Below are 22832 nucleotides of genomic sequence, written 5' to 3' on the forward strand. Positions count from 1 at the left end.
ACCGCCCTTAGGCCCTTCCGACGGAGGGGGGCGTATTCCGCTGGAAGGTTGCCAAAGGGAGCGAGCTTTGGACCCGCTCCCCGGAAGGAGACGTCGGCGGGGGCGACGAATGCCGGCGAAACCCTCCATCTGATATCTAGTCCTCGTTTAGCCCTTCGCCAGCGGCACCGCCACGAAGCGCGACGAACCGCCGCTCTTCACGCGCATGAGAACGCTGTTCTTGTTGTCGGTCCGCGCTGCGTCGATCGCCTCGCGCACCTCACCGGCTGTCGCAACGCTCTTGCCGGCGACCTCGAGAATGACGTCGCCTTCCTTGAAGCCGCGTTCGGCCGCCGCGCTCTTCGGGTCGACCTCGGTGACCACGACGCCTTCCCTGCCGGCGCCGGCCACGCTGTTGGCGGGGGCAACCGTCAGGCCGAGCTTCGGCACGCCGGTTCCCTTGGTCGGGCCGCCCTTGTCTTCCTTGTCGGTGTCGGCCTTGGCCTCGATCGTGTTCGGCAACTGGCCGAGCGTGAGGTTGATGACCTTGTCCTGGCCCTTCTGCAGCACATTGAGCTTGACCGCATTGCCCGGCGCGAGACCGCCGATGGTGCGGGCGAGTTCCTTGGCATCCTTGACCGGCTCGCCATTGACGGCGGTGATGACGTCACCCGACTGGATGCCGGCCTTCGCCGCCGGGCCATTGGCCTGCGGTTCCGCTACCAGCGCGCCTTCCGCCTTCTTCATGCCGAGGCTGTCGGCAATGTCTGACGTCACCGGCTGGATCTGGACGCCGATCCAGCCGCGGCTGACCGAGCCCTTGTCCTTGAGCTGGGCGATCACGCTCTTGACCGTCGAAGCAGGGATCGAGAACGCGATGCCGACGCTGCCGCCGGACGGCGAATAGATCGCGGTGTTGACGCCCATCACTTCACCATTGGTATCGAACGCTGGACCGCCGGAGTTGCCCTTGTTCACGGGCGCGTCGATCTGGATGAAGTCGTCATAGGGGCCGTTGCCGATGTCACGGCCGGAGGCCGAGACGATGCCGGCGGTCACGGTGCCGCCGAGGCCGAACGGGTTGCCGACCGCGAGCACCCAGTCGCCGATCCGCGGCTTGCTGTCGGACAGCTTGGCGAACGGGAAATCGGTGCGGCCGGCAACCTTGATCAGCGCCAAATCCGTGCGCGGATCGGTGCCGATCACTTTCGCGGTGTAGGTCTTGCCGTCATCCATGGTGACTTCGACCTTGTCGGCGCCGTCGACCACGTGGTTGTTGGTCACGGCAAAGCCGTCAGGCGAGATGAAGAATCCGGAACCCTGACCCGTCACCGGGCCACGGCCGCCACGCGGTCCGCCGCGCAAGCCCGGGGGCAAGCCATCCGGTCCGCCGAAGCGGCGGAAGAAGCGCTCCATCGGCGAGCCCGGCTGGAACGGCGAGTCCTCGTCCTTGTTGGCGCTGTCGTCCTTGGAACTCTTGTCGGCGATGTTGATCTTGACCGAGATCACCGACGGCTTCACGCGCTCGACAATGTCGGCGAAGCCGATCGGCCGCTCGACCTTGCGGACCTCATTGTTGACCTGCGCGTGCGCCGCACTGGTGAAGACATCGACGGGGCCCTGCGGGCTGAAACCATAAACAGCGGCGCCGAGGCCGGCGACGACGGAAGCCATCAGCGCGAATTTGCGGGCGGAGAACAGCGAACGGCGGGCTGCGCCGTGCGACGGTAGCGAGGAAAGATCGATGGGACGTTCGGTCATGTCTGTAAAATCTCCAGAGCGTGAATTCTTCATTCTTCCACGGTGCGGGGGCTGGGCACCTGTCACGTCGGAAGATGGGGCCTGCCGCCTTACCGCGCGCTGGCTAGGGGATTAAACTTTGGTAATGCGCGGGCCTCATGCGTGCGGCAGAATAGCGCAGGCAATCAATGGGTTAGCGCAGACTAAAAAACGACTTTCGGAGGAAAGACAGCTTCCCTCCGCCGCCCGTATTTCGAGAAGGCGCAGACTCTCGAAGCTCCCCTAAATCTTACGTTAAACCTGTCCGTGTCACAACCTCTGCACGAACAAGGAGAGTGAGGTTGCGGGTCGCCGAAGGCGAATTTTGCATCCCGCCATCAACGACAAGGATCAGGAAGAAAACCATGGTCAGCGCCGTTTCCAGCCAAGCCGCCACATTGAATCCCCTCGCCTATATGGCTCTCGACGGGGATGACAACGCCAAACAGCCCGCATCGAACGCGACGCCGAACGACAGCGACCGTGGCCCCGCCACGCAGGTGTCGTTGTCGCAGGACGCGCTGGATCGACTGATGGCCGCCTTCAAACAAGGCCCAGACGGCGCGCAGCAAGCCATGGATACCTGGTCGCAAGCAGGCGAGGATCGCTTCCAGGGACACATGCAGGCCATGGATCACCGGGTAGCATTGGCCAAAATCAACAGCCAGCTCACTTTGCTCGATTTGCAGGACGCAAGGCAGGGCACGAACAAGGCCGGAATCGGGAGACTTCAGAAATCTTACGACAAGATGCTGAACTCTCCGATATCTCCCGAAGTAACGCTCAATGCTGCGGACGCCGCCAAGGCATTGCAGATGCTAAAGGACGCCGGCCGGAGACTGCCTCCTCTTGACCCAAACGTTACCTATGGGTTCGTGAAAGACGGTATCCAGTACAATTTCCGGGGCGACGGCACAGTGACGACCCGGAAGGAAGGCATCGCAACATCAGTCGAAGATCAGCAGAAGTCTTTGGCGACCAGACGTGCCATGATGGATTTGATCTCGCGCGACATCCGGGACAACAGCGACGCCCGCGCGAATCTCATTGCCCAGCGCGACGCGCTGATGGGCCAATAACAGCGACTCCTCCTGCGCCGTTTTCTTAGGTATCACAATTTAGCTGATCTGGATGCCGTTGCCGTTGATGTCGAACACGAATTCGAGGGTATCCGTGCTGGTGAAGAAGCCGACCACGTCGACGTAATTCTGGAAGTTGGTATCGAGCGCATCGTTGCGGGGACGCGCAACAATCGCACCCCTCGCCCGAAGACCCGTCTCAGCTCTTCTTCATCTTCAGCCGGCCCAGGAAATCCCGCTTGCCCAACGGCACACCATTGGTGCGCAGGATGTCGTAGGCGGTGGTGGCGTGGAAATAGAAGTTGGGGAGCGAGAACGACATCAGAAAATCCTCCGCCGTGAAGGGCAATTTACGCTCGCCGAGATTGAACACGACGTCCTTGCCGGCCAACGCATTGACCGCCTCCGGCGTCCATGCCGACAAGGCCTCGATGGTTTGCGCGATGAGGGACTGCAATCCTGCATAATCGTATGCCGTCTTCGCTGAAGGCGGACGAAATTCTCCGCTCTGCACGGCCTCGATGGCGCCGCGGGAATGCTGGGCGACGGAGATGATCTGGAACCGCAGCGGCAGCATGTCCGGCGCCAGCCGCGCTTCGACCATGGCTTCCGGATCGATGTTCTGTTCGCGGAAATAGACGAGGCCGCGCTCGAGGCAGCCGCTGACGGCACCAAGGGTCTGCAGATAATTCGCCACGCTGGCGTCGTAGAGTGAAAGGGCCATGTCAGGATTCTCCCTGGGCAATATTTGTTATTGAACAAAGGGAGTCATAGCGCAAACCCGCCCGCTTGCAATGGCGCGGGCTTAAGCCTGCTTGTCCGGCGCATCGGCCGCGAGCAGGCGATCCAGCCTCGCCTCTTCCTCTTCCGTCAAATGCAGGAGCGAGGGATCGGTCGGACTGCCGGAATTATTCGAGCGGCGCCGGCTGTAGAACCACAGCGCAAGTCCGCCTCCGATCAACGCGAGCGGCGGCAGCAGCCACAGCAGCAGCGTATGCGGCGTGAAGCGCGGCTTCAGCAGCACGAACTCGCCATAGCGCGCCACCAGGAAATCGATCACCTGGCTGTCGCTGTCGCCGGTCGCGATCCGCTCGCGCACCAAAAGCCGCAGGTCGCGCGCCAGCGGCGCGTCGGAATCGTCGATCGACTGGTTCTGGCACACCATGCAGCGCAGCTCGCGCGACAGGTCGCGCGCGCGCGCTTCCTTTGCGGGATCGGCCATGATCTCGTCGGGCTGCACCGCGTAGGCGGCCGGGCATCCGGCCACGAGCGCGACAACAGCAATGCTGGCGAGAAGCTTCCTCAACGGCTCACTCCGCCGGCTGCAGCGCACGGGCAGCCTTGGCCTGCTTCTTGGCAGGCTTCGGCGCGCCGACGCGCAGCCGCCGGTCCGAGAGCGACAGCAGGCCGCCGAATGCCATCAAGACCGGGCCCCACCAAATCAGCAGCACCAGCGGCTTGTGATAGATGCGCACCGCGATGGCGCCCTCGGCATTGGTTTCGCCGAGCGAAACGTAAAGCTGGCTGGCGCCGCGGGTCAGCAGCGCGGCCTCGGTGGTCGACGACTCCCGCGTGGTGAAGTTGCGCTTCGACGGTGTCATCACGCGCAACTCCTCACCGTCGAGCGTGACCGTGAACTGGGCGATCATCTCGCGAAAATTCGGCCCCTGCCGCTGCGTTACGCCATCGAGCTTCAACTGATAGCCGGCGACGTTGGCGACTGCGTTCGGCTTCATCGAGCCGATATATTCGCTGTTCCAGGTAGTTTCGCAGACGATCCCGATCAAGGCGATGCCAACGCCGGCATGGGCGAACGCCGTGCCCCAGGTCGCCCGCGGCAATCCCCGCGCGCGGGCCACCGCAGTCGCCAAGGGAGCACGGAACAGCGCCGTCCGTTCGGCCAGATCACTGAGCGCGCCACCGATGACGAAGACCGCGAGCCCGATGGCGAGCGGTGCGAACGTGGCCCCGCCCTGGGTCCACGCAAACAACACCGCAATCGCAACCAGCGCCGCAATGCCGGCCGCCGTCAGCCGCTGCGCCGCGCCGAGCAGATCGCCGCGCTTCCATGCCAATAGCGGCGCGAACGGCATCGCGGCCATCAGCGGCACGAACAAGGGACCGAAAGTGAGATTGAAGAACGGCGCGCCGACCGAAATCTTGTCGCCGGTCACAACCTCCAGCGCCAGCGGATACAGCGTTCCGATGAAGACGGTGGCGCAGGCCGTGGTGAGAAACAGGTTATTGAGTACCAGCGCGCCCTCGCGCGAGATCGGCGCGAACAGCCCGCCCTGCTTCAGCGCCGACGCGCGCCAAGCGTACAGCAACAGGCTGCCGCCGATAAAGATGCAGAGGATCAGGAGAATGAACACGCCGCGGGTCGGATCGGTCGCGAACGCGTGCACCGAGGTCAGCACGCCCGAGCGCACCAGGAAGGTGCCGAGCAGTGACAGCGAAAACGTCAGGATCGACAGCAGGATGGTCCAGACCTTCAGCGCGTTGCGCTTTTCCATCACGACGGCGGAATGCAACAGCGCGGTGCCGGCGAGCCAGGGCATCAGCGAAGCATTCTCGACCGGGTCCCAGAACCACCAGCCGCCCCAGCCGAGTTCGTAATAGGCCCAGTACGACCCCATGGCGATGCCGAGCGTGAGGAAGATCCATGCCACCAGCGTCCACGGCCGCACCCAGCGCGCCCACGCGGCGTCGATCCGGCCTTCGATCAAGGCGGCAACCGCAAAGGAAAACGAGATCGAAAATCCGACATAGCCGAGATAGAGCATCGGCGGATGCACGGCGAGGCCGATGTCCTGCAGCACAGGATTGAGGTCGCGGCCCTCGATCGGCGGGCTTGCAATGCGCAAAAATGGATTCGAGGTGACCAGGATGAACAGATAGAACGCGGCCGCGATCCAGCCCTGCACCGCCAGCACATGCGCGCGCAGCGACAGCGGCAGATTATTGCCGAAGGCGGCGACCAGGCCGCCGAACAGCGCGAGGATCAGCACCCACAGCAGCATCGATCCTTCGTGATTGCCCCACACGCCGGTGATCTTGTAGAGCAGCGGCTTCATCGAGTGCGAATTCTCGAACACGTTGACGACGGAGAAATCCGAGACGACGTGCAGCATGGTCAGCGCCGTGAACGAGGCCGCCACGAACAGCAATTGCGCGAGCGCGGTAGAACGCGCGACATTCATCAGGGCATGATCGCCCCAGCGTGCGCCAAGCAACGGCACGGCGGACTGGATCAGCGCCAGTCCGAGCGCCAGCACCAGCGCGTAATGCCCGGCTTCCGCGATCACTTCGAAGCCCCCTGGACCGGCGCGGCCGCGGCCGCGGCGCCGGGCTTTGCGCCGTAATCGTCCTTCCAGTGCCCCTGCTTCTTCAGGGCGTCGGCGACATCCTTGGGCATATAGGTCTCGTCATGCTTGGCAAGCACAGTATCGGCCTTGAAGACGCCGGAGGCATCCAGCGTCCCCTCGGCAACGACGCCCTGCCCTTCACGGAACAGGTCCGGCAAAATTCCCTTGTAGGCAACCGGCAGCGTGGCGCTGCCGTCGGCGACGCTGAAATTGACCGCGAGATTGTCGCCGCGCACCAGCGAGCCCGGTTGCACCAGGCCGCCGAGACGGAACCGCTTGCCGGGCGGGATCTGCTTCTCGGCCGCCATCGTCGGCGTGGAAAAGAACACGATGGAATCGCGCATCGCGTTCAGCACCAGCGCCGCGGCAATTGCGAGCACCGCGAGCGAACCGCCGATCATGGTCAAACGCCGTTGCTTGCGCGTCATGAATATCCTCTGTCCTCGTCTTTGGGTTCCGGCATCCTGCCTCACCCACCAAGCCCGAGATTCTTCACGCCCTCATTGAGCTGGCGCAAGCGCTCGGTATCGTTGGCGACCGCCTGCCGCGCCTCAGTCAGCGCACTCGCCGCCTTGTCGCGTTCCCCCATCACCATATAGGCCCGCATCAGCCGCAACCATCCCTCGACGTCGTCGCCGTTCTGCTTCAGCCGCGTCGCGAGGCGGTCGACCATGCCGCGGATCATGGCGCCGCGGTCGTCTTCGTTCATATCCTTGGCGGCGGCCATCGCATCGTTGGACAGCGCTGGCGCGGCAGGATCGCCGACCCTGGCCAGCGCCGCCTCGATCAGCGACCGCCATGGCACGTCGGCCGGCGCCTTGGCGAGCATGCCGCGCCAGATCGCGGCGGCATCGGCCTGGCGGCCGTCCTGTTCGGCGGCGAGCCCGAGGAAATAATTCGCCCTGGGCTCATCGGGGTTCTGCGCCATCGCGCGTTGGAATTCGGCCTTGGCCTCCGCCGTGACGACACCGCCCGCCACGATCACTAGCGCCTCGCCGAGATCAGAGCGACGCTCCGCGCTGTCACCGGCATAGGTGATGACATTACGGTAGGCGCGGACCGCATCATCGTAACGGCCGAGACGCGCCAGCACCGGCGCCAGCACGGTCCAGCCGCGGCCATCGGACGGATTTTTTTCGAGATGCGCCTCGACCTGCGCCACCATGTTGTCGAGCGGCTGGTTGACATCCGCCGTGCGCGTGCGCGAGGCCAGCGGAAAATCACCGAGACGCGGCGAGCCGAGCGCGAGGTAGAAGGTCACGGCCGCGATCGGCAACCCTACCAGCGCCACGATCGCGGAAGCGCGGCGCAGACCAAGATTCGACAGCGCCGGCAGGTCGCGCTGGCCGTCCGCAGCAGCAAGCAGGCGGCGGCCGATTTCGACACGCGCGGCCTCGGCCTCGGACACACCGATCAGACCCGCAGCTACATCGCGATCGATCTCGGCGAGCTGATCCCTGTAGACCACAACCTCACTGCCACCGGCCGACGCGGAAGAGCCGCGGCTCAACGGCCAGAGCACGGCGAAGATCGCCGCGACCGTCATCAGCGCGAACACAAACCACAACGTCATCAAGCGGTTCCCGGGGGCGGAACGGCGCGTCCAAGCGAGCGCCGATACGCCGCTTTACACCACCGGCGGCAAGCCCGGCAATTGCCAATTGCGGCAGAAAGAACGGCGAAACCGCGATCGTCGTCTGGGCCGCTTCGCCGCAGGTCGTCGCGGGGAAGCGCCGGACCGCCCAAATTGCATCGGAACCAAGATGCACGGAGGGGAGGCCATTAGCGTTTACACCAAGACGTAGGTGATGCTACATAATGAGGCTAAGGCGTTAATTTCCCCAGAGGCAAACCTGATGCGATCCTGGAAAGCACTTCGACGCGAACTTCGCCGTGGCACTCCGCTTCTTTCGTTTCCGCTGTTGTTGCTGTGCTTTCCGGCCTCTGCTCAGGATGCAACAGATCGGACCGCAGTCGCAGCCGCGATGCTACCCCGGGATCTCAGCCCCTGGGGCATGTTCATGCAGGCCGACATCGTCGTCAAAGCGGTGATGGTCGGCCTGGTTTTTGCGACCGCAGTCACCTGGACCGTATGGCTATCGAAGACCATCGAACTGATCAAGGCGCGGCAAAATGCGCGAGGCGCCGTGCGCGAACTCGCCAGCGCCCGAAGCGTGGACGACGCCATGCAGCAGGTCCGCCAGGGCGTGGTCGCCCAATTGCTCGAGGGCGCGCTGGCGGAATTGAGATTGAGTACCGATCGAATGGACAAGGACGGGATCAAGGTGAGGATCACTTCCCGGCTGCAGCAGATCGAGGCGGCGGCAAGCAGGCGGATCGCCTTCGGCACCGGCGTGCTTGCGACCATCGGGTCGACCGGCCCGTTCGTCGGACTGTTCGGGACGGTCTGGGGAATCATGAACAGCTTTATCGGCATCTCGAAGTCGCAAACCACCAACCTCGCCGTGGTCGCGCCCGGTATAGCCGAGGCGCTGCTGGCGACGGCGCTCGGGCTGGTGGCGGCGATTCCCGCGGTCGTGATCTACAATCTGTTCGCGCGCCAGATCGCCTCATACCGCGCGCTGCTTGGCGACGGATCTGCGGAGATCACCCGCCTCGTTGGGCGTGACCTCGACAGCGGCGCCCTGCTCGTGCGGCGGCATCTCGCGGCGGCGGAGTAGCAGCCATGGCCGCGAGTCTGAACCAGGGCAATGGCGATCTGTCCGAGGTCCATGAGATCAATGTGACGCCGTTCATCGACGTCATTCTCGTTCTGCTCATCATCTTCATGGTCGCAGCCCCGCTTGCGACCGTCGATATCGCCGTCGATCTTCCGGCCTCGAACGCGCAGCCGCAGCCGCGGCCGGACAAGCCGGTCTACCTGACCGTGAAGCCGGACCTGTCGCTCTCCGTCGGCAACGAAACGGTCGGCCGCAGCGCGCTGTCCGGCGTGCTCGATGCCAGCACCAGCGGCCAGAAGGATACCCGCATTTTCCTGCGCGCCGACAAACTCGTTCCGTATGGCGAGGTGATGCAGGTGATGAATCTGCTGCGCGCCGCCGGCTACCTCAAGGTCGCGCTGGTCGGAATGGAGCAAGCCTCGTCGCCATGATGCAGCTTGCGGCCGAAGATCGTTCCGACCTGCAACGGTGGATGTTCAGCAGCCTTGCGGTGCTGTGCGTCTACGCCGGATTGACCGCCATGCTCGCCAACTGGCGCCATCCGGACGACACCATGGCCGCTGAACCTTCGGGCGCGATCGTGGTCGATCTGGCGCCGCTGGCCGCAGCGCCCTCGACCACGCCGACCGACATCGCGCCCGGTCCGGAACAGGTGATGTCGGAAGCGCAGCCGGTGGCGAAGCCTGAGGAAACGCCGCCAGATGAAACGCCTGAACTGCCGCCCGCTCCCAGCCCGGACGCGGCCGTGGCGCTGCCGACCAAACCACAGCCTGACGTGGCGCCGCAGCAGCAGGCGGCGGCCGCCACCACCTCAGCGCCACCAGCGGTCAACGAACGGACCGCACCGGTAGCCGTGGCGCCGAACCAGGGTGTGCCGAATGACAAAAATTCGGAGGCCGTGGTGACGTGGCGAACCCAGGTCCTTGCCTTGGTCGAAAGGAACAAGCGATATCCGGAGGCCGCACGGTCGCGGCGCGAGCAAGGGACGGCGCAGGTGTCGTTCACGCTCGATCGCAAGGGAATGGTTGTCAGCTCGCGCGTAACTCAAAGCTCGGGCTCCAACGCGCTTGATGAGGAAGCCGTCGCGCTCCTCAAGCGCGCACAACCCTTCCCTGCGCCGCCCGCAACGTTTCCCGGCGAATTCGTTGTCGTGAAGCAGCCGATCCGTTTCACCGTCAAATAATACGGACGACATGCGGTACTTGACCGGTCGTCCGGTCGCGGAGCGTCCGTTCGACCGTTAGTCCGTGACGATCGCGCCGCCGGCGAATTTGTAGTTCACGCCCATCCTGACCCCATCGCTGGTCACCCGCGTATTGGCGTCGAACGCAACGGCAGTGTTGGCGACCGTGGGCGGCGTCGAACGCACCGAACCGAAATCCATGTGAAGGTATTCGAGCTTTGCGGTCCAGTTACCCGTAAGCCGCGTCTCAAAACCGGCGCCGACGGCCCAGCCAAATCGATACAGGTGACGATCCAGAGACGCCGTCGTCGCGACACCTGCATTGTCGAAACCTGCGACGGAAGTCGCCGTCGTTATCTTGCCGAACGGTACGCCCGCCGTGGCGTAAGCAAGCAGGTCCGGCGTCACGAGCGCTCCGATGCGCCCGCGGGCTGAGGCGACCCACCCCAAACGATAATCCAGGCTCGCCGTCACGGTTGCGTCCAGCGGAGCCAGCGCGGCGTTGCAGATGTTACCGGGGCAAGCGGTGGCGCTGCGTCCGCGCTGATTGCGGTATTCAAAATCTCCCTCGATGCCGGCCAGGAGCCGGCCCGATGTCCAGTTGTAGCCGGACTGAACGCCAAAGCTCGCGGTGTTGTGCGCTGCCGACAGGTGGGCCCCGGAAAGTGACGCACCGGTTGCAGCGTCGTTGAACGCCGCGTTGGTAACCCCCTCGCCTCTAAGATATCCGACATTGCCGCCCGCATAGATGCCCGCCCAGTTCCAGGCCGCCGCATCGAGCGCAGGACTCTTGTAGAATCCGTTGCCGCCCGACCGTCTCGCCGCGCCGATCCAGGTGCCTGGAGGTCCGCTCGGCCGGTCGACGCCGTATTTGACATTGAAAAACAGCTTGAAGCCCCGCCCCGGCTGCAGGATCTCGTCCTTGTGGAATTGAACGGAGTTGCGAATGTTGGCGTTGAGCAGATTGTCGCCGATCAGCCCGGTCGCGACCTCGACCGCGCCCCACGGCGAATCCTTCCAGAACTTCCGGTGCTCGACCTGCACTTTGACCAGATCGTATCCGGGCGTCGTGGTGTCGAACTGCGGAATGTCATTCTGCGCAAATGCATGCAGCCAGCCTGCGCGTACAAACCAGTTGTCGTTGCGCCAGTAGACACCGCCGCCGAGACGCATCGGAGGAATGCGCGGTACGTTGCTGCCGTCGGTGAACGTTGCCCGCACGACATCAAATTGGCTATCGAGGCCGAAGGTGCCATCGCCGAGCCTTGCAGCATCCCACTGCCAGGCCAGTTCGCCGCCGCGGAAGTTTGCGTCGCGCTGATCGTAGTTGACCTGGATGTAATCGGTGCCGGCGCCGCATGTTGCAAACGTTTCCTGGCAGAAGATGCCGGTGGCGCGCGAGAAAATGAACTTGCTGTACGACGTGTAGTAGGCATTGGCGGCGAACCTGAAATCGCCGTCCGTCCGTTTCAGGCCGATTTCCGCCGTCTGCGCGGTTTCAATCCCGAGATTCGGGTTGCCGATCTTGAAGGTCTTCTCCGAACCATCCGGACCTTGGGCGAACAGCTCGAGCGCGCGTGGCGCGCGTTCGATACGTTGCAGCGTGAGACTCCCGACCAGCGAGGCTGGGAGATCCTTGATGATGCCGAAACTGACGCTCTTCGGCATGAAGTCGAGCTTGGCGGCTGCCTGGCCCGGCACGTCCGGCGGCGGAAGAAAATTCGGCGGAAAGGTGAACGCCGTTCCCGCGACATTGACTCCCTCGATGCGTCCGGCCAATTGCGTGCGCAGCGTGTCCGTGTGCCTGACCTCATTGAGGAAGTACGCCGCCGCCGTTCTGGTCTGGGCCGGAAGCAAGATCGCCTGCCCTGCCGTATCCAGTTGCTGGTAGGCGCCTTGGGCTCCGAAAATACTGGTCAGCGGACCCACTGGCGTGGCGAACGGCGCAAGTTCGAACTCGAGCTTGCCCTCGGTCTGCCGGTTCTTGAACGTGGCAGTAATCTCCTGGAATCCGGTGGTGGCGAGCACCGTCTCGTCGTGCCTGTACTCCGAATATCCGGTCCAGTACCTGACGGCCGCCAGCGCGCTCGCGTCCGGACGATACTCGCCCTTTGAGCTGATCTTGGTTTGCTCGAGGTCGTTGTGCTGGCGGGCTGCCGCGGTGGCAATACCGGGGACGTAGTAGTCGCTCGTAAAACGAGAGACGGCGATGCCGGCATAACCACCGTCGAAAAGCCAGGAGCCGCCGACAGCCGCGCCTGCGCTTTGCGAAGCAGAATTCGGTTGCTTGCCGTTGAAGGCAGGCGCGGGGATTGGCGGTACGAGATACGGGTAACTCGGGACGCTGTAATCGCCGGAGGATCGCCCGTAGATGTCGGCGTGAACGGCGGCGTTGCGGCCGCCTGCATCCAGCAAGAGCCCGCTCTCCCACCCCCTGTTGACGCTGGTCACACCGGACTTCAACTCCGCGGCCAGCCCGCCCGGCGGAGCGGCGGTCGGAATCCGATTGTTGGTGGCGTCAACAACGCCTCCGATAGCCTGCGAACCGAAGCGGAGCGCATCCGGTCCGCGAACAATATCAACCTTCTGGATGGCGAGAGGGTCGATCGGCACCGCGTGGTCTTGCGCGATATCCGACACATCGACCGCACCGACGCCGTTCTCCTGAATACGGACTTTTGCGTCCGACAAGCCCCGCAGAACGGGCCGGGACGATTCCTGGGCAAGCCCCGCCGAAGTCGCGCCGGGCATGTTGGTGAACAAGTTGCCGAATCCACCGCTGTTGCTGTCGGTCTGGATCTGGTTGCTCCCGATCGTCGACAGCGGCGCGAATGGCGGATTGAACGGCGACGTCGGCGCGGTTGCAGGCGTTGGCGCCGGCAACGGTGCCGCCACCGTCGTCGAACGTCGACCGGACTCGCTTCGCGCCGCCCGCCGCGCGGGTTTAGGCTGACGCCCCTCGACGGTCACTTGCGGCATGTCAACTTCCGCCGGCGCGCTCGGCGTGGCTTGCGGTCCGGCCGCCGTGGCCGGCGCGGCCTGCGGGGAAGCCGGCTCGGTCGGGGCTTGCCCCGCCGCCGGGGGTGGTGCGGGAGCCGGTGGTTCGGCAGGAGGCGCGGCCTGGGGCGCCGACGGCGCAGGGGGTACCGTTTGCGCGAGCGCCGCGGCGTGGCTCAAACAAACCGCTGCCAGCGCCGATGTGCCCACAAGAGCCATTCGCGTCGCGCGCATATTCATCCCCAGCCGATCGCGCTTCAGCAACGGCACCGATAAGCCGCGACACCAAAACGTAGGTAAGGCTACATGTTAATGCTGGACCGTTAACTGTCAAGATGCTGCGAACGAGTCGCAAATGCCCAGCGCCGGAATGTTGCAGATCGGCGACAAGCCGCCAACTTGCAATGTGGTCGGCACCACGCCATGGTCGCGCCTCGTCTGGATGGATTCGCCTGGAAGGTGCAGTGGTGCGCAAGCCCTCGACAGATCGGGCCAAACCGATGCAGCCGCTGCCTACGGAACAGACGCAGGCGCGCCGCTTTGGCAAGGCGCGATCGGCGCGGTCGACCGCGGTTCTGGAAGACTATGTCGAACTGATTTCGGATCTACTCGGAACGACCGGCGAGGCGCGCCCGACCGACATCGCGCGCAGGCTGGGCGTATCCCACCCAACGGCTATCGACACCATCGCGCGGTTGAAGCGCGAAGACCTGGTCACGGCTCGCCCCTACCGCGGGGTGTTCCTGACCGAAAAGGGCGAGACTCTCGCCAAGCGCGTCCGTGCCCGTCACCGTCTGGTGGTGGATGTCCTGCTGGCGCTGGGCGTTCCTCAGGAAGCCGCGGAGGCTGACGCCGAGGGCATCGAACATCATGTTTCCGATGTGACCCTCAAGGCCTTCGCCGAATTTCTTCGCGACGCCAGGGATCGACGCAAAGCGTGATGTGATAGGGCCGAAACCGGGCCTAGCTCGCCTTGGTCGCTTTGCGCTCGCCGGTCACGGCATTTTCGGCCGCCCGGCTCATCAGCGACGCATAGTCATGGCCGAACAGGATTTCGCAGAAGCGGATCGCCGCCTGGGCCTGCATCTGGCGGTAGGCGCGCGCCCTGGTGTCGCCGCCGCGCAGCGCCTGCACCAAGCTCTCGGTGGATCGCTCGACGTAATGCTGCAGGTCGGAATAGGTCCGCAGCGTGACCTCGTTGATGGCGAGTTCGCTGGCATAGGTGCGGCACACCGCCACGAAGTCGATCAGGGCGGCGATCTCTTCGACCTCCGGGGCGTCGATTTTCGGCGCGGCAGCGATATCCTTGTCGGCGCGCTGACGCAGGATGCGGCGAACCCGGCCGGGCACGCTCTCGATCTCCGACTGCAGTGAATTGGAAATTTCGGCGCGGATCGCCGTGAGCTGGCGGCCCCACGCGGAATCGTTGCGCAGATCGAGCTCGGTGCGCAGCCCGCGCACGCCATCGTGCAGGGCTTTCAGTTGCTCGCCGACATTGTCGAAATGGCTGCGCCTGATGTCCGTGCGCAGACAGGCCGCGAGGAACGACAGGTCGTGCAGCGCGATCGTGACGGCGATGCCGTAGGGCGTGGCGGCCACGCGTATCTCGTCGTCGGATGCCGCCATCTTGATCGCGAGACGGATGATCTGCCACGGCTGCGCCAGCCGCTGCATGATCAGCGACAGCGCGAACGGCAGCAATTGCGGCGTCTGCAACGAGGGAACGTTGAGCGCCGAACCCACCGAAGCAATCTGGGCTTCGGAAAATACCCGCATCTGGCCGGGCATCCGGCTGCCGAGCGTCTCCAACGCCTCGCGCGCCCGCAGCACGCCCCCTATCGACAATAGATCCTCGACGACATTGGGCGGGCCGATACGGGCGAGCGTCCGATGCGTGTCTTCGCCGGCGACCGGCGTGGCTATCTTGATGATCGCTTCGGCCGCGGCGAGCTGGAACTTGCGGGTCGCGCCTTCGAGGCCGGCGCTGCTCCCGCTCTGCCGGATCCCGGCGAGCGCGGTTTCGAATGCGCGCGCAGCCTCGGGCGCCCCGTCGCGGCCCAGCCATTGCCAGACCGGCAGCAGCGATGCACGCCGGATCTGCCCGGCCCTGACGGGAAAATTGCTCTCGACCAGAAAAGGCTTGAGCGGACCATACAACAGGCGCGCCGGATCGTCGGTCCGCGGACGCGCCTCGTCGTCTTGCTCGGTTCCGCGCACGACCTTGCGAAGCTGCTCGAGCACGAAATTTGCGACGGCGACGTCCTCCCCGCGCTCAATGGCGCGCTCGAATTCCCGCATCAGCAGCGCCTGCGATTGCGGCGGGAGCTGGGCGAGATAGTCCCTCAGCCGCTCGGTCGATGTCTGGCTCATTCGCCTGGTGTGGATATGCGTGTGTCATGTGGACGGCAAAACGCGTCCACCGCCGACCTTAGAAGTGTGCGCGTTAAGAAGTCGTTTAGGAATAACGAAATCAACCTCAGGCTTGCCGGATCAATCCCCTCAACCCCGGGTAACCAGCCGGGCGAGCCGTTCAGACCCCCGGCAGCACCAGTTCTGCCCGCAGCCCGCCGATCGGGGCGTCGCCCAGGGCAAGGCTGCCGCCATAGAGGCCGGCGAGATCGACCACGATCGAAAGCCCGAGCCCGGAACCCGGCTTGGACTCGTCCAGGCGCTGGCCGCGCCGGGACACCTGCGCGCGCTCGGCGGCGGACAATCCGCGGCCATCGTCATCGACAATGATCCGCAGCCGTGGCCCGCCACGGGGCTCCGACGGCGGCTCCACCCTCACCTCGATGAGAACCTGCGAGGCCGCCCATTTGCAGGCATTGTCGACCAGATTGCCGGCCATCTCCTCGAGGTCCTGGCGCTCGCCGCGGAACTTGGCTTGCGCGTCGGCCTTCGCCGCGATCGTGATACTGCGATCCCGGTGGATCTTTTCCATGGTCCGCCGCAGCGCCTCGATGGCGGGCGCGACCTCCGTGACGGTGCCGACGATGGTGACGCGCGCGGCGATGCGCGCCCGTTCCAGATGATGCGCCACTTGATCCCGCATCACATCGGCCTGCTCCAAGACCTTGCTGGCAAAGGAATCTACCGCGTGGGCAGAAGCCTCGTTGACGATGACGGAGAGCGGCGTCTTGATGGCGTGGGCGAGATTGCCGACATGGGTACGTGCGCGCTCGACGATCTCGCGGTTGGCGTCGATCAGCGCGTTGGTCTCGCGCGCCAGAGGCGCGATCTCGACGGGAAACTCGCCTTCCAGCCGTTCGGCGCGGCCGGAGCGGATGTCGGCGATCGATTCAGAAATGCGCTTGAGCGGCGCCAGCCCGAAGCGGACCTGGAAGATCGTGGTCAGGAGCAGCACGATGCCGAGCGCTGCGAAGGTGCCGCCGAGATAATAGTCGAAGGCGCGGATTTCGTCGAAAATCTCCGATGCGTCGCCGGCCACGCTGACCAGGAACTTGCCGTCGGCGCCGAGGTCGACCGGCCGCTCGACGACCCGCAGGCTCTGACCCTCGGGCCCGTCGACGTAACCGAGACGGATGCCGGCGGGGGTCAGCTCCGCGCCGATCTCCTCGAGCTTCGGCAGCTTCTTGTCCCACAGCGAACGCGACGCCCGCGTCTCGGCCTTCTCGTCGGTACGGACGATCTGCCAGTACCAGCCGGACAGCGGCAATTCGAACAGCGGCTCGCCGAGTGACTGGAACTGGTGGTCGGGCGGCTCGTCCGGGGTCGCGACCTCGGCGATCAGGGTGCGGAGATAGAGGTTGAGGCGGCGGTCGAAGGCGCGCTCGGTCGCGTTGCGATAGACCGACGACAGGATCACGCCCGTGATGACCAGGATCACGACCACCCACGCGGTCGCCGACAGGAACAAGCGCGTGGCGAGCGAGCTTCCGCGCATCAGGGCACGATCCAGAAAAGCATGTCTTTAAGGCCTCGACCCGAAGGATGGAGACCAGCCTTCGGATGGGGGCATGCTCGAATTAAACAACGAGCAAATCAAGTCCCGGGCGACGGCGGCGTCAGCAGATAGCCGAGCCCGCGCACGGTCTGGATGATGTCGACCTCGAGTTTCTTGCGGATGCGGCCGACGAACACCTCGATGGTGTTGGAGTCGCGGTCGAAGTCCTGGTCGTAGAGATGCTCGACCAGTTCGGTACGCGACACTACGCGCCCGGTGTGATGCATGAGATAATCGAGCAAACGATATTCATGCGAGGTGAGCTTAACCGAATTACCGTTGACGGTAACCTTGTTGGTACGGGTATCCAGCGAGACCGGACCGCAGGTCAGCTCGGATTGGGCGTGACCGGCGGAACGGCGCAGCAGCGCGCGGATCCGCGCCAGCACCTCTTCCAGGTGGAACGGCTTGGCGACGTAGTCGTCGGCGCCGGCGTCAAATCCCTGCACCTTGTCGCTCCAGCGGTCGCGCGCGGTAAGGATCAGGACCGGCATCGCGCGGCCGCCGCGGCGCCACGCCTCCAGGACCGAGATGCCGTCCATCTTGGGCAACCCTATGTCAAGCACGACGGCGTCATAAGGTTCGCTGTCACCGAGGAAATGCCCCTCCTCACCGTCGAACGCGCGATCGACCACATAACCGGCATCCGTCAAAGCCGTCGTAAGCTGACGGTTGAGATCCGGATCGTCCTCAACGACAAGCAGGCGCAAGCTGGCCTCCAAAAGTGAGCCCTACGATATCAGATCTCAAGATGAGGCTAACCGGCGTGAACGGGCCATGAACGGGGGGCACGGTGCAATGTTACTTTTTCGTTATGAGGCTTTCCGCGGCCGGGCATGGCCGCAAGCCGAACGCCTAGCACAGCCAATTAACTGCCCCAAGGGGGGCCACCAGGTCGCTTGCGTCGACAACTACCGAAAAGGCGGGACGCTCCCGCCTGCAGAGGGGCCGGCAAGCCCGATCGCCTCACCGGTCAGTCGCTCACGTGCGGAAGAATACGAACCAGACGATGCCCAGGATCAGAACCGCGAGCCCGGTCGAAACCGTCAGGAGCGCGAGCACCGACGGGCCGGGTTCGGCCTGGCGTGCCTCGGTCGGGGTTTCGACGATCTGGCCATGTCGTTGCGTTGCCATAGGGACCTCTTCGAGTAAGTGCCTGTAATACCAGCGAATGCTTCGACACCGCCGGTTAAAGCAACGCATGATCGGAAGCGATGTTCCGGCCCTTCGGGCCGTGCCGCGCGGCAGCAGCATCCAAAAGGCCGCAGGCCCGCCGCAGAACGGGGCCGTGCAGCGATTAACGCCGTTGCGCGATTCCCTGCCCCGCCGTGTTTGAGAGGCGGCGATCCGATGGTATTCTTACCGGTCGTCTGTCGCGTCTTCGGAGTATCCCTATGGCCCCCCGCGCCAATTGGAAGGGTTTTCTGCGCCTTTCGCTCGTGACCTGTCCGGTCGCCCTCTATCCGGCGACGTCGGACACGGAGAAGGTCTCGTTCAACCAGATCAACCGCAAGACCGGCCATCGGATCAAATACGCCAAGGTTGACGCCGACACCGGCGAGGAAGTCGCCAACGACGACATCATGAAGGGCTACAAGGTCGACACCGACACCTACATCGAGGTGACGAAGGACGAGCTTGACGAACTCGCGCTGGAATCGACCCGCACCATCGAGATCGACGAGTTCGTGCCGAGGGCCGATATCGACAGCCGTTACGTGATCCGCCCCTATTATCTCGTGCCGGACGGCAAGGTCGGCCACGACGCCTTCGCGGTGATCCGCGAAACCATCCGCAACATGGACAAGGTCGCGATCGGACGCGTGGTGCTGACCAACCGCGAACACATCATCGCGCTGGAGCCGCTCGACAAGGGGCTGATGGGAACGCTGCTGCGCTACCCCTATGAAGTCCGCAGCGAGGCGGAATATTTCGAGGATATCCAGGACGTGAAGATCACCAAGGATATGCTTGATCTCGCTAAGCATATCGTCGAGCAGAAGTCCGGATCGTTCGAGCCTGAACAATTCGAGGACCGCTACGAGCAGGCGCTGATCGACCTGATCAATCAGAAGCGCAACGGCCTGAGCATCACGGCAAAGGCTGCCCCGAAAACCACCGGCAACGTCATCAACCTGATGGACGCGCTCAAGCGCAGCCTCGCCAGCGAAAAGCAGGCCGCCCCTGCCGTCAAGGCCCAAGAAAAGGGTCAAGAAAAGACCAAGGGCAAGAAGCCGAAGAAGGCCGCCGCCGGCCAGCGCGAGATGCTGTTGCCGATCAGCGGCGGCGGCAAACGCGGCGCCAAGGAGACGGCCAAGGAAACCGTTAAGGAAGCGCCGAAGAAGGCGGAGAAGCCGGCGCGATCAGCCGCCCGTACCAAGAAGGCCGGATGATTGGGCAAGGAGCGCGATAGCATCTTCTAGCGCGCGATGCCCTGGTCAACCCCGTTCGATGACCCGATAGCGCTTCGCAGCGGAGGCAGGCTCGCGACGCTGCAGCAGGCCGCCGACTACGTCATGGCATTGCCGGAAAAAGTGCAGCACGAGGCGCACTGGCAGATCGCAGTCGAGAATCTGATCAATGCGGCGGAGACCGGCGGCGGCTGGCTGATGTTCGCACGCATCGCGATGATGCGGGCGCTCAATGCGGACGGGAAAGAGGGCTAGCCGGCTTCAATCGCCGTCCCCGCCCCGTTGGCAGTGGCCCGAGCAGCGGCTCCTGCATGGTGCAGCCGAACCCCGCTACTTGAGCGAGGAGCTGACGTCGCTGAATTTCGTGTTGAGCGCGCTGCCAACGCCGTTGACGGCGGTGACGATCACGATGCTGATGCCAGCTGCAATGAGGCAATATTCGATGGCGGTAGCACCGCATTCATCGCCGACAAATCGTGCAAGTAATCGACGCATAGACAAAACTCCTATAGACGCTCCCCGGAATTCTCCCGCGCCAAACTCGTTAAACTCTAGACGGGAACGGTTGAAGAGGCCTTGACGATCAGAATGAACGATCGATTAAGGCGGTCGAAGAAATCCGCGCCTCCGGAATCATACGGTACGGAAATTTACCATCGATTGCGCGCCGCCCGTCCATCGTCGCCCGATTGGCGTCTTGCGAAGCGAGGCACATGACAGCGCAGAAGCGCGAAACGGACCCGATGGCCGCGATGTTCAGCTGCCGCGGCGTTGAATAAGGGACCGGGCACAACGGCCCGGTCCGGAAGTCGTTCTCAGAAGTTACGCTGGGCGCGGAACTGACCGAACGAGCCCGTCAGGCGGCAAAACGCATATCAGCACTTCCGCACGCATGCTTCGTCAGCGCTTTACCGGGCCGGAAAATCCTGTTCCTACTGTTGCAAATCGTCCGGACCAAACCGGCCTGCAATCCAAGGAGAGACCGTCATGAAGCTCGGCGCCGCCATTGCGGAAATCATGAAGCGGGAGGGGATCGAAATCCTCTGCGGCTACCCGGTCAATCATCTCATTGAATATGCCGCCAATACCGACATCCGCCCGGTGATGGTGCGCCAGGAACGCATCGGCGTTCACATGGCGGACGCGATCTCGCGCGTCACCTCGGGGCAATCGATCGGCGCGTTCTGCATGCAGCATGGGCCCGGCGCCGAGAACGCGATGGGCGGCGTGGCGCAATGTTACGGCGAGTCGGTGCCCGTGCTGGTGCTGCCGATGGGCTATGCGCGCAGGCTCGCCAACATCGACCCGAACTTCAACTCCAGCCAGGCGATGAAGGCGTTCTCGAAATCGTCGGAGCCGATCAACATCGCCACTGAGGTCTGCAACATTTTCCGGCGCGCGTTCACCAAACTGAAGAACGGCCGCGGCGGGCCGGTGATCGTCGAAATTCCGGCCGACATGTGGAACGAGGAAGTGCCGGAACCGCTGAACTACACGCCGGTGCTGCGCACCCGCTACGGCGCGGATCCCCTGCATGTGAAGGAAGCGGCGGCTCTCCTCGTCGCGGCGAAGCGCCCGGTGATCTATGCCGGCCAGGGCGTGCATTACGCCAAAGCCTGGCCGCAGCTCAGGCGGCTGGCCGAGCGCCTCGCCATCCCCGTCACAACCAGCCTTGGCGGCAAATCATCCTTTCCGGAGACGCATCCGCTGTCGCTGGGGTCGGGCGGCCTCGCCGTGCCGCGCGCGGTGCCGAAATTCTTAGGCGAAGCCGACGTGATCTTCGGCATCGGCTGCTCGTTCACCGAGACATCATTCGGCATCGCCATGCCGAAGGGCAAGACCATCATCCATTCGACGCTCGACCCCAACCATCTCAACAAGGACGTCGAGGCCAAAATCGGCCTCGTCGGTGACGCCGGCCTCGTGCTCGACGCGCTGTTGGAAGAGATCGGCAAGACCGTCACGACGGACCGCGACGCGGCCGCGGTCGCAGCCGAGATAGCGGCCTCCCACAAAGAATGGCTGGCGAAATGGATGCCGAAGCTGACCCATAACGACGCGCCGCTGAACCCCTACCGCGTGCTGTGGGATCTGCAGCACACCGTCGACATCAACAACACCATCATCACCCATGATGCCGGCAGCCCGCGCGACCAGCTCTCGCCGTTCTGGAAATCGGTCGAACCGCTCTCTTATGTCGGCTGGGGCAAGACCACGCAGCTCGGTTACGGCCTTGGGCTGGCGATGGGCGCCAAGCTGGCAAAACCCGACAAGCTCTGCATCAATGTCTGGGGCGATGCCGCGATCGGCTTCACCGGCATGGATTTCGAAACCGCGGTGCGCGAGCGCATCCCGATCATGTCGATCCTTTTGAACAATTTTTCGATGGCGATCGAATTGAAGGTGATGCCGATCTCGACCGAGAAATACCGCTCCACCGACATTTCCGGCGACTACGCGGCGATGGCGCGCGCGTTCGGCGGCTATGGCGAACGGGTGTTGAGGCCGGAAGACATCATCCCCGCCATCCAGCGCGGCATTGCGAAGACCAAAGAAGGTGTCCCGGTGCTGCTGGAATTCATCACCAGCAAGGAGACCGAGGTGTCGCGGCCGGGGACCTGAGGAGCGACGCAACAGATTACCGGATACCCGCTCATGCCGCGTATTACGATCCTGGAGACCGGACTGGTCAGCCCGAAAAACCGCGTGCTCCACGGATCGTATCCGCAGATGTTCGAGCATATGATTGGCGCTGCCGACCCCTCCGTCACGTTCAATACCGTCAGCATTGCCGCCGGCGAGCCGCTGCCTGATATCGGCGGGCTGGAGGCGATCCTCATCACGGGATCGCCGGCCGGCGTCTATGACGGGCTCGAGTGGATCGCGCCGCTCGAAGAATTCGTGCGCACAGCAAATGAGGGCAAGGTGTCCATGGTCGGCGTCTGCTTCGGTCATCAACTGATCGCGCAGGCGTTGGGCGGCACGGTGCGCAAGTCGGAGAAAGGTTGGGGGCTGGGAAGGCACGTCTACGACGTAGCGGCCGGCAATGGCCTGATCGAGGGCACGCACATCGCGCTCGCCTGCTCGCACCAGGATCAGGTCATCACGCCGCCAGCGGGCGCCCAAACGATCCTGTCTTCGGATTTCACGCCGTACGCCGGGCTGCTCTACGCCGGCGGCACCACGCTTTCGGTACAGCCACACCCGGAATTCTCTGTCGGCTTCGCGCTGGCCTGCTGCGAGGTGGTGCACACCAAAGGCCATGCACCTGACAGCCTCGTCGCAGCCGCAAAGGGCTCGCTCGCCGAGCCGCTGGAAAACGCCAGGCTCGGGGGCGCGATCACGCGTTTCCTCACGCGATCAAGGTGACGCGTGAGATGGGCGACCGGGCAGA

The 22832-nt window shown here is 64.1% G+C and carries 21 protein-coding genes; 9 read left to right on the forward strand and 12 right to left on the reverse strand.

Annotated elements, in window-relative coordinates; all coding sequences use genetic code 11:
* Nucleotides 1–147 precede the first annotated feature (147 nt).
* Nucleotides 148–1740 (reverse strand): Do family serine endopeptidase, encoded by a 1593-nt coding sequence (locus V1286_RS20780; RefSeq protein WP_334482172.1) that lies wholly within the window; start codon nucleotides 1738–1740, stop codon nucleotides 148–150.
* A 320-nt stretch (nucleotides 1741–2060) separates the two neighbouring features.
* Here V1286_RS20780 and V1286_RS20785 point away from each other — a divergent pair, with 320 nt between their 5' ends.
* A complete protein-coding gene (locus tag V1286_RS20785; RefSeq protein WP_334482173.1) occupies nucleotides 2061–2837 on the forward strand; it encodes a hypothetical protein in 777 nt (258 codons plus the stop codon).
* Between the two features lie 199 nt (nucleotides 2838–3036).
* Here V1286_RS20785 and V1286_RS20790 read toward each other — a convergent pair whose 3' ends face one another.
* The 5 genes from V1286_RS20790 to ccmI form a co-directional block, all read right to left on the reverse strand.
* On the reverse strand, nucleotides 3037–3561 hold the full coding sequence (locus V1286_RS20790) for a DUF1993 domain-containing protein (protein WP_334482174.1): 525 nt from the start codon (nucleotides 3559–3561) through the stop codon (nucleotides 3037–3039).
* Between the two features lie 81 nt (nucleotides 3562–3642).
* Nucleotides 3643–4143: a cytochrome c-type biogenesis protein gene (locus V1286_RS20795; RefSeq protein ID WP_334482175.1), complete on the reverse strand. Its 501-nt coding sequence runs from the start codon at nucleotides 4141–4143 to the stop codon at nucleotides 3643–3645.
* Between the two features lie 4 nt (nucleotides 4144–4147).
* Nucleotides 4148–6142 carry a heme lyase CcmF/NrfE family subunit gene (locus V1286_RS20800; RefSeq protein WP_334482176.1) on the reverse strand — a complete coding sequence of 665 codons (1995 nt, stop codon included), beginning with the start codon at nucleotides 6140–6142 and terminating at the stop codon, nucleotides 4148–4150.
* Nucleotides 6139–6630 carry a cytochrome c maturation protein CcmE gene (ccmE, locus tag V1286_RS20805; RefSeq protein WP_108513049.1) on the reverse strand — a complete coding sequence of 164 codons (492 nt, stop codon included), beginning with the start codon at nucleotides 6628–6630 and terminating at the stop codon, nucleotides 6139–6141. Before ccmE ends, V1286_RS20800 begins: the two co-directional genes overlap by 4 nt.
* Before the next feature lie 41 nt (nucleotides 6631–6671).
* The gene (gene ccmI, locus V1286_RS20810) at nucleotides 6672–7775 is read right to left on the reverse strand and encodes a c-type cytochrome biogenesis protein CcmI (protein ID WP_334482178.1); all 1104 of its coding nucleotides are present in this window, start codon (nucleotides 7773–7775) and stop codon (nucleotides 6672–6674) included.
* A gap of 412 nt (nucleotides 7776–8187) precedes the next feature.
* Between ccmI and exbB the strand changes: the two genes are divergently transcribed.
* From exbB to V1286_RS20825, 3 genes are read left to right on the forward strand one after another with little or no spacing between them, the layout of a single operon-like run.
* The gene (gene exbB / locus V1286_RS20815) at nucleotides 8188–8883 is read left to right on the forward strand and encodes a tonB-system energizer ExbB (protein ID WP_334482179.1); all 696 of its coding nucleotides are present in this window, start codon (nucleotides 8188–8190) and stop codon (nucleotides 8881–8883) included.
* A 5-nt stretch (nucleotides 8884–8888) separates the two neighbouring features.
* Nucleotides 8889–9314, forward strand: a complete 426-nt coding sequence (exbD, locus tag V1286_RS20820) for a TonB system transport protein ExbD (protein WP_334482180.1) — start codon at nucleotides 8889–8891, stop codon at nucleotides 9312–9314.
* A complete protein-coding gene (locus tag V1286_RS20825) occupies nucleotides 9311–10066 on the forward strand; it encodes an energy transducer TonB (RefSeq protein WP_334482181.1) in 756 nt (251 codons plus the stop codon). The genes exbD and V1286_RS20825 overlap by 4 nt, the downstream gene beginning before the upstream one ends.
* A gap of 57 nt (nucleotides 10067–10123) precedes the next feature.
* Here V1286_RS20825 and V1286_RS20830 read toward each other — a convergent pair whose 3' ends face one another.
* On the reverse strand, nucleotides 10124–13045 hold the full coding sequence (locus V1286_RS20830; RefSeq protein WP_334482183.1) for a TonB-dependent receptor domain-containing protein: 2922 nt from the start codon (nucleotides 13043–13045) through the stop codon (nucleotides 10124–10126).
* Nucleotides 13046–13527: 482 nt separating this feature from the next.
* Here V1286_RS20830 and mntR point away from each other — a divergent pair, with 482 nt between their 5' ends.
* On the forward strand, nucleotides 13528–14004 hold the full coding sequence (mntR, locus tag V1286_RS20835; RefSeq protein WP_334482185.1) for a manganese-binding transcriptional regulator MntR: 477 nt from the start codon (nucleotides 13528–13530) through the stop codon (nucleotides 14002–14004).
* 22 nt (nucleotides 14005–14026) lie between these two features.
* Here mntR and V1286_RS20840 read toward each other — a convergent pair whose 3' ends face one another.
* The 4 genes from V1286_RS20840 to V1286_RS20855 form a co-directional block, all read right to left on the reverse strand.
* The gene (locus V1286_RS20840; RefSeq protein ID WP_334482186.1) at nucleotides 14027–15433 is read right to left on the reverse strand and encodes a hypothetical protein; all 1407 of its coding nucleotides are present in this window, start codon (nucleotides 15431–15433) and stop codon (nucleotides 14027–14029) included.
* Between the two features lie 160 nt (nucleotides 15434–15593).
* Nucleotides 15594–16967, reverse strand: coding sequence for a sensor histidine kinase (locus V1286_RS20845; RefSeq protein WP_334482187.1), 1374 nt, complete (start codon nucleotides 16965–16967; stop codon nucleotides 15594–15596).
* 98 nt (nucleotides 16968–17065) lie between these two features.
* Nucleotides 17066–17737 carry a response regulator transcription factor gene (locus V1286_RS20850; RefSeq protein ID WP_108513053.1) on the reverse strand — a complete coding sequence of 224 codons (672 nt, stop codon included), beginning with the start codon at nucleotides 17735–17737 and terminating at the stop codon, nucleotides 17066–17068.
* Between the two features lie 271 nt (nucleotides 17738–18008).
* Nucleotides 18009–18161: a hypothetical protein gene (locus tag V1286_RS20855; protein ID WP_190241678.1), complete on the reverse strand. Its 153-nt coding sequence runs from the start codon at nucleotides 18159–18161 to the stop codon at nucleotides 18009–18011.
* A 260-nt stretch (nucleotides 18162–18421) separates the two neighbouring features.
* Here V1286_RS20855 and ku point away from each other — a divergent pair, with 260 nt between their 5' ends.
* Together ku and V1286_RS20865 are read left to right on the forward strand one after the other, a co-directional pair.
* The gene (gene ku / locus V1286_RS20860) at nucleotides 18422–19420 is read left to right on the forward strand and encodes a non-homologous end joining protein Ku (protein ID WP_334482188.1); all 999 of its coding nucleotides are present in this window, start codon (nucleotides 18422–18424) and stop codon (nucleotides 19418–19420) included.
* 36 nt (nucleotides 19421–19456) lie between these two features.
* Nucleotides 19457–19693 (forward strand): hypothetical protein, encoded by a 237-nt coding sequence (locus tag V1286_RS20865; protein ID WP_334482190.1) that lies wholly within the window; start codon nucleotides 19457–19459, stop codon nucleotides 19691–19693.
* 75 nt (nucleotides 19694–19768) lie between these two features.
* Here V1286_RS20865 and V1286_RS20870 read toward each other — a convergent pair whose 3' ends face one another.
* Complete coding sequence (locus tag V1286_RS20870; RefSeq protein WP_334482191.1) at nucleotides 19769–19933, reverse strand: Flp family type IVb pilin; 165 nt, start codon at nucleotides 19931–19933, stop codon at nucleotides 19769–19771.
* A 474-nt stretch (nucleotides 19934–20407) separates the two neighbouring features.
* Here V1286_RS20870 and V1286_RS20875 point away from each other — a divergent pair, with 474 nt between their 5' ends.
* Together V1286_RS20875 and V1286_RS20880 are read left to right on the forward strand one after the other, a co-directional pair.
* Nucleotides 20408–22060 carry a thiamine pyrophosphate-requiring protein gene (locus V1286_RS20875; RefSeq protein WP_334489807.1) on the forward strand — a complete coding sequence of 551 codons (1653 nt, stop codon included), beginning with the start codon at nucleotides 20408–20410 and terminating at the stop codon, nucleotides 22058–22060.
* 33 nt (nucleotides 22061–22093) lie between these two features.
* Complete coding sequence (locus tag V1286_RS20880; protein ID WP_334482192.1) at nucleotides 22094–22807, forward strand: type 1 glutamine amidotransferase; 714 nt, start codon at nucleotides 22094–22096, stop codon at nucleotides 22805–22807.
* The last annotated feature ends 25 nt before the right edge of the window (nucleotides 22808–22832 follow it).

This window comes from Bradyrhizobium algeriense (assembly GCF_036924595.1).
Classification (GTDB): domain Bacteria; phylum Pseudomonadota; class Alphaproteobacteria; order Rhizobiales; family Xanthobacteraceae; genus Bradyrhizobium; species Bradyrhizobium algeriense.

Coding starts and splice junctions, on each gene's coding strand:
- V1286_RS20780 (WP_334482172.1), bottom strand. CDS start 1,740: ATGACCGAACGTCCCATCGATCTTTCCTCGCTACCGTCGCACGGCGCA.
- V1286_RS20790 (WP_334482174.1), bottom strand. CDS start 3,561: ATGGCCCTTTCACTCTACGACGCCAGCGTGGCGAATTATCTGCAGACC.
- ccmE (WP_108513049.1), bottom strand. CDS start 6,630: ATGACGCGCAAGCAACGGCGTTTGACCATGATCGGCGGTTCGCTCGCG.
- ccmI (WP_334482178.1), bottom strand. CDS start 7,775: ATGACGTTGTGGTTTGTGTTCGCGCTGATGACGGTCGCGGCGATCTTC.
- exbB (WP_334482179.1), top strand. CDS start 8,188: ATGCTACCCCGGGATCTCAGCCCCTGGGGCATGTTCATGCAGGCCGAC.
- exbD (WP_334482180.1), top strand. CDS start 8,889: ATGGCCGCGAGTCTGAACCAGGGCAATGGCGATCTGTCCGAGGTCCAT.
- V1286_RS20825 (WP_334482181.1), top strand. CDS start 9,311: ATGATGCAGCTTGCGGCCGAAGATCGTTCCGACCTGCAACGGTGGATG.
- V1286_RS20830 (WP_334482183.1), bottom strand. CDS start 13,045: ATGCCGCAAGTGACCGTCGAGGGGCGTCAGCCTAAACCCGCGCGGCGG.
- V1286_RS20840 (WP_334482186.1), bottom strand. CDS start 15,433: ATGAGCCAGACATCGACCGAGCGGCTGAGGGACTATCTCGCCCAGCTC.
- V1286_RS20845 (WP_334482187.1), bottom strand. CDS start 16,967: ATGCGCGGAAGCTCGCTCGCCACGCGCTTGTTCCTGTCGGCGACCGCG.
- V1286_RS20855 (WP_190241678.1), bottom strand. CDS start 18,161: ATGGCAACGCAACGACATGGCCAGATCGTCGAAACCCCGACCGAGGCA.
- ku (WP_334482188.1), top strand. CDS start 18,422: ATGGCCCCCCGCGCCAATTGGAAGGGTTTTCTGCGCCTTTCGCTCGTG.
- V1286_RS20865 (WP_334482190.1), top strand. CDS start 19,457: ATGCCCTGGTCAACCCCGTTCGATGACCCGATAGCGCTTCGCAGCGGA.
- V1286_RS20870 (WP_334482191.1), bottom strand. CDS start 19,933: ATGCGTCGATTACTTGCACGATTTGTCGGCGATGAATGCGGTGCTACC.
- V1286_RS20880 (WP_334482192.1), top strand. CDS start 22,094: ATGCCGCGTATTACGATCCTGGAGACCGGACTGGTCAGCCCGAAAAAC.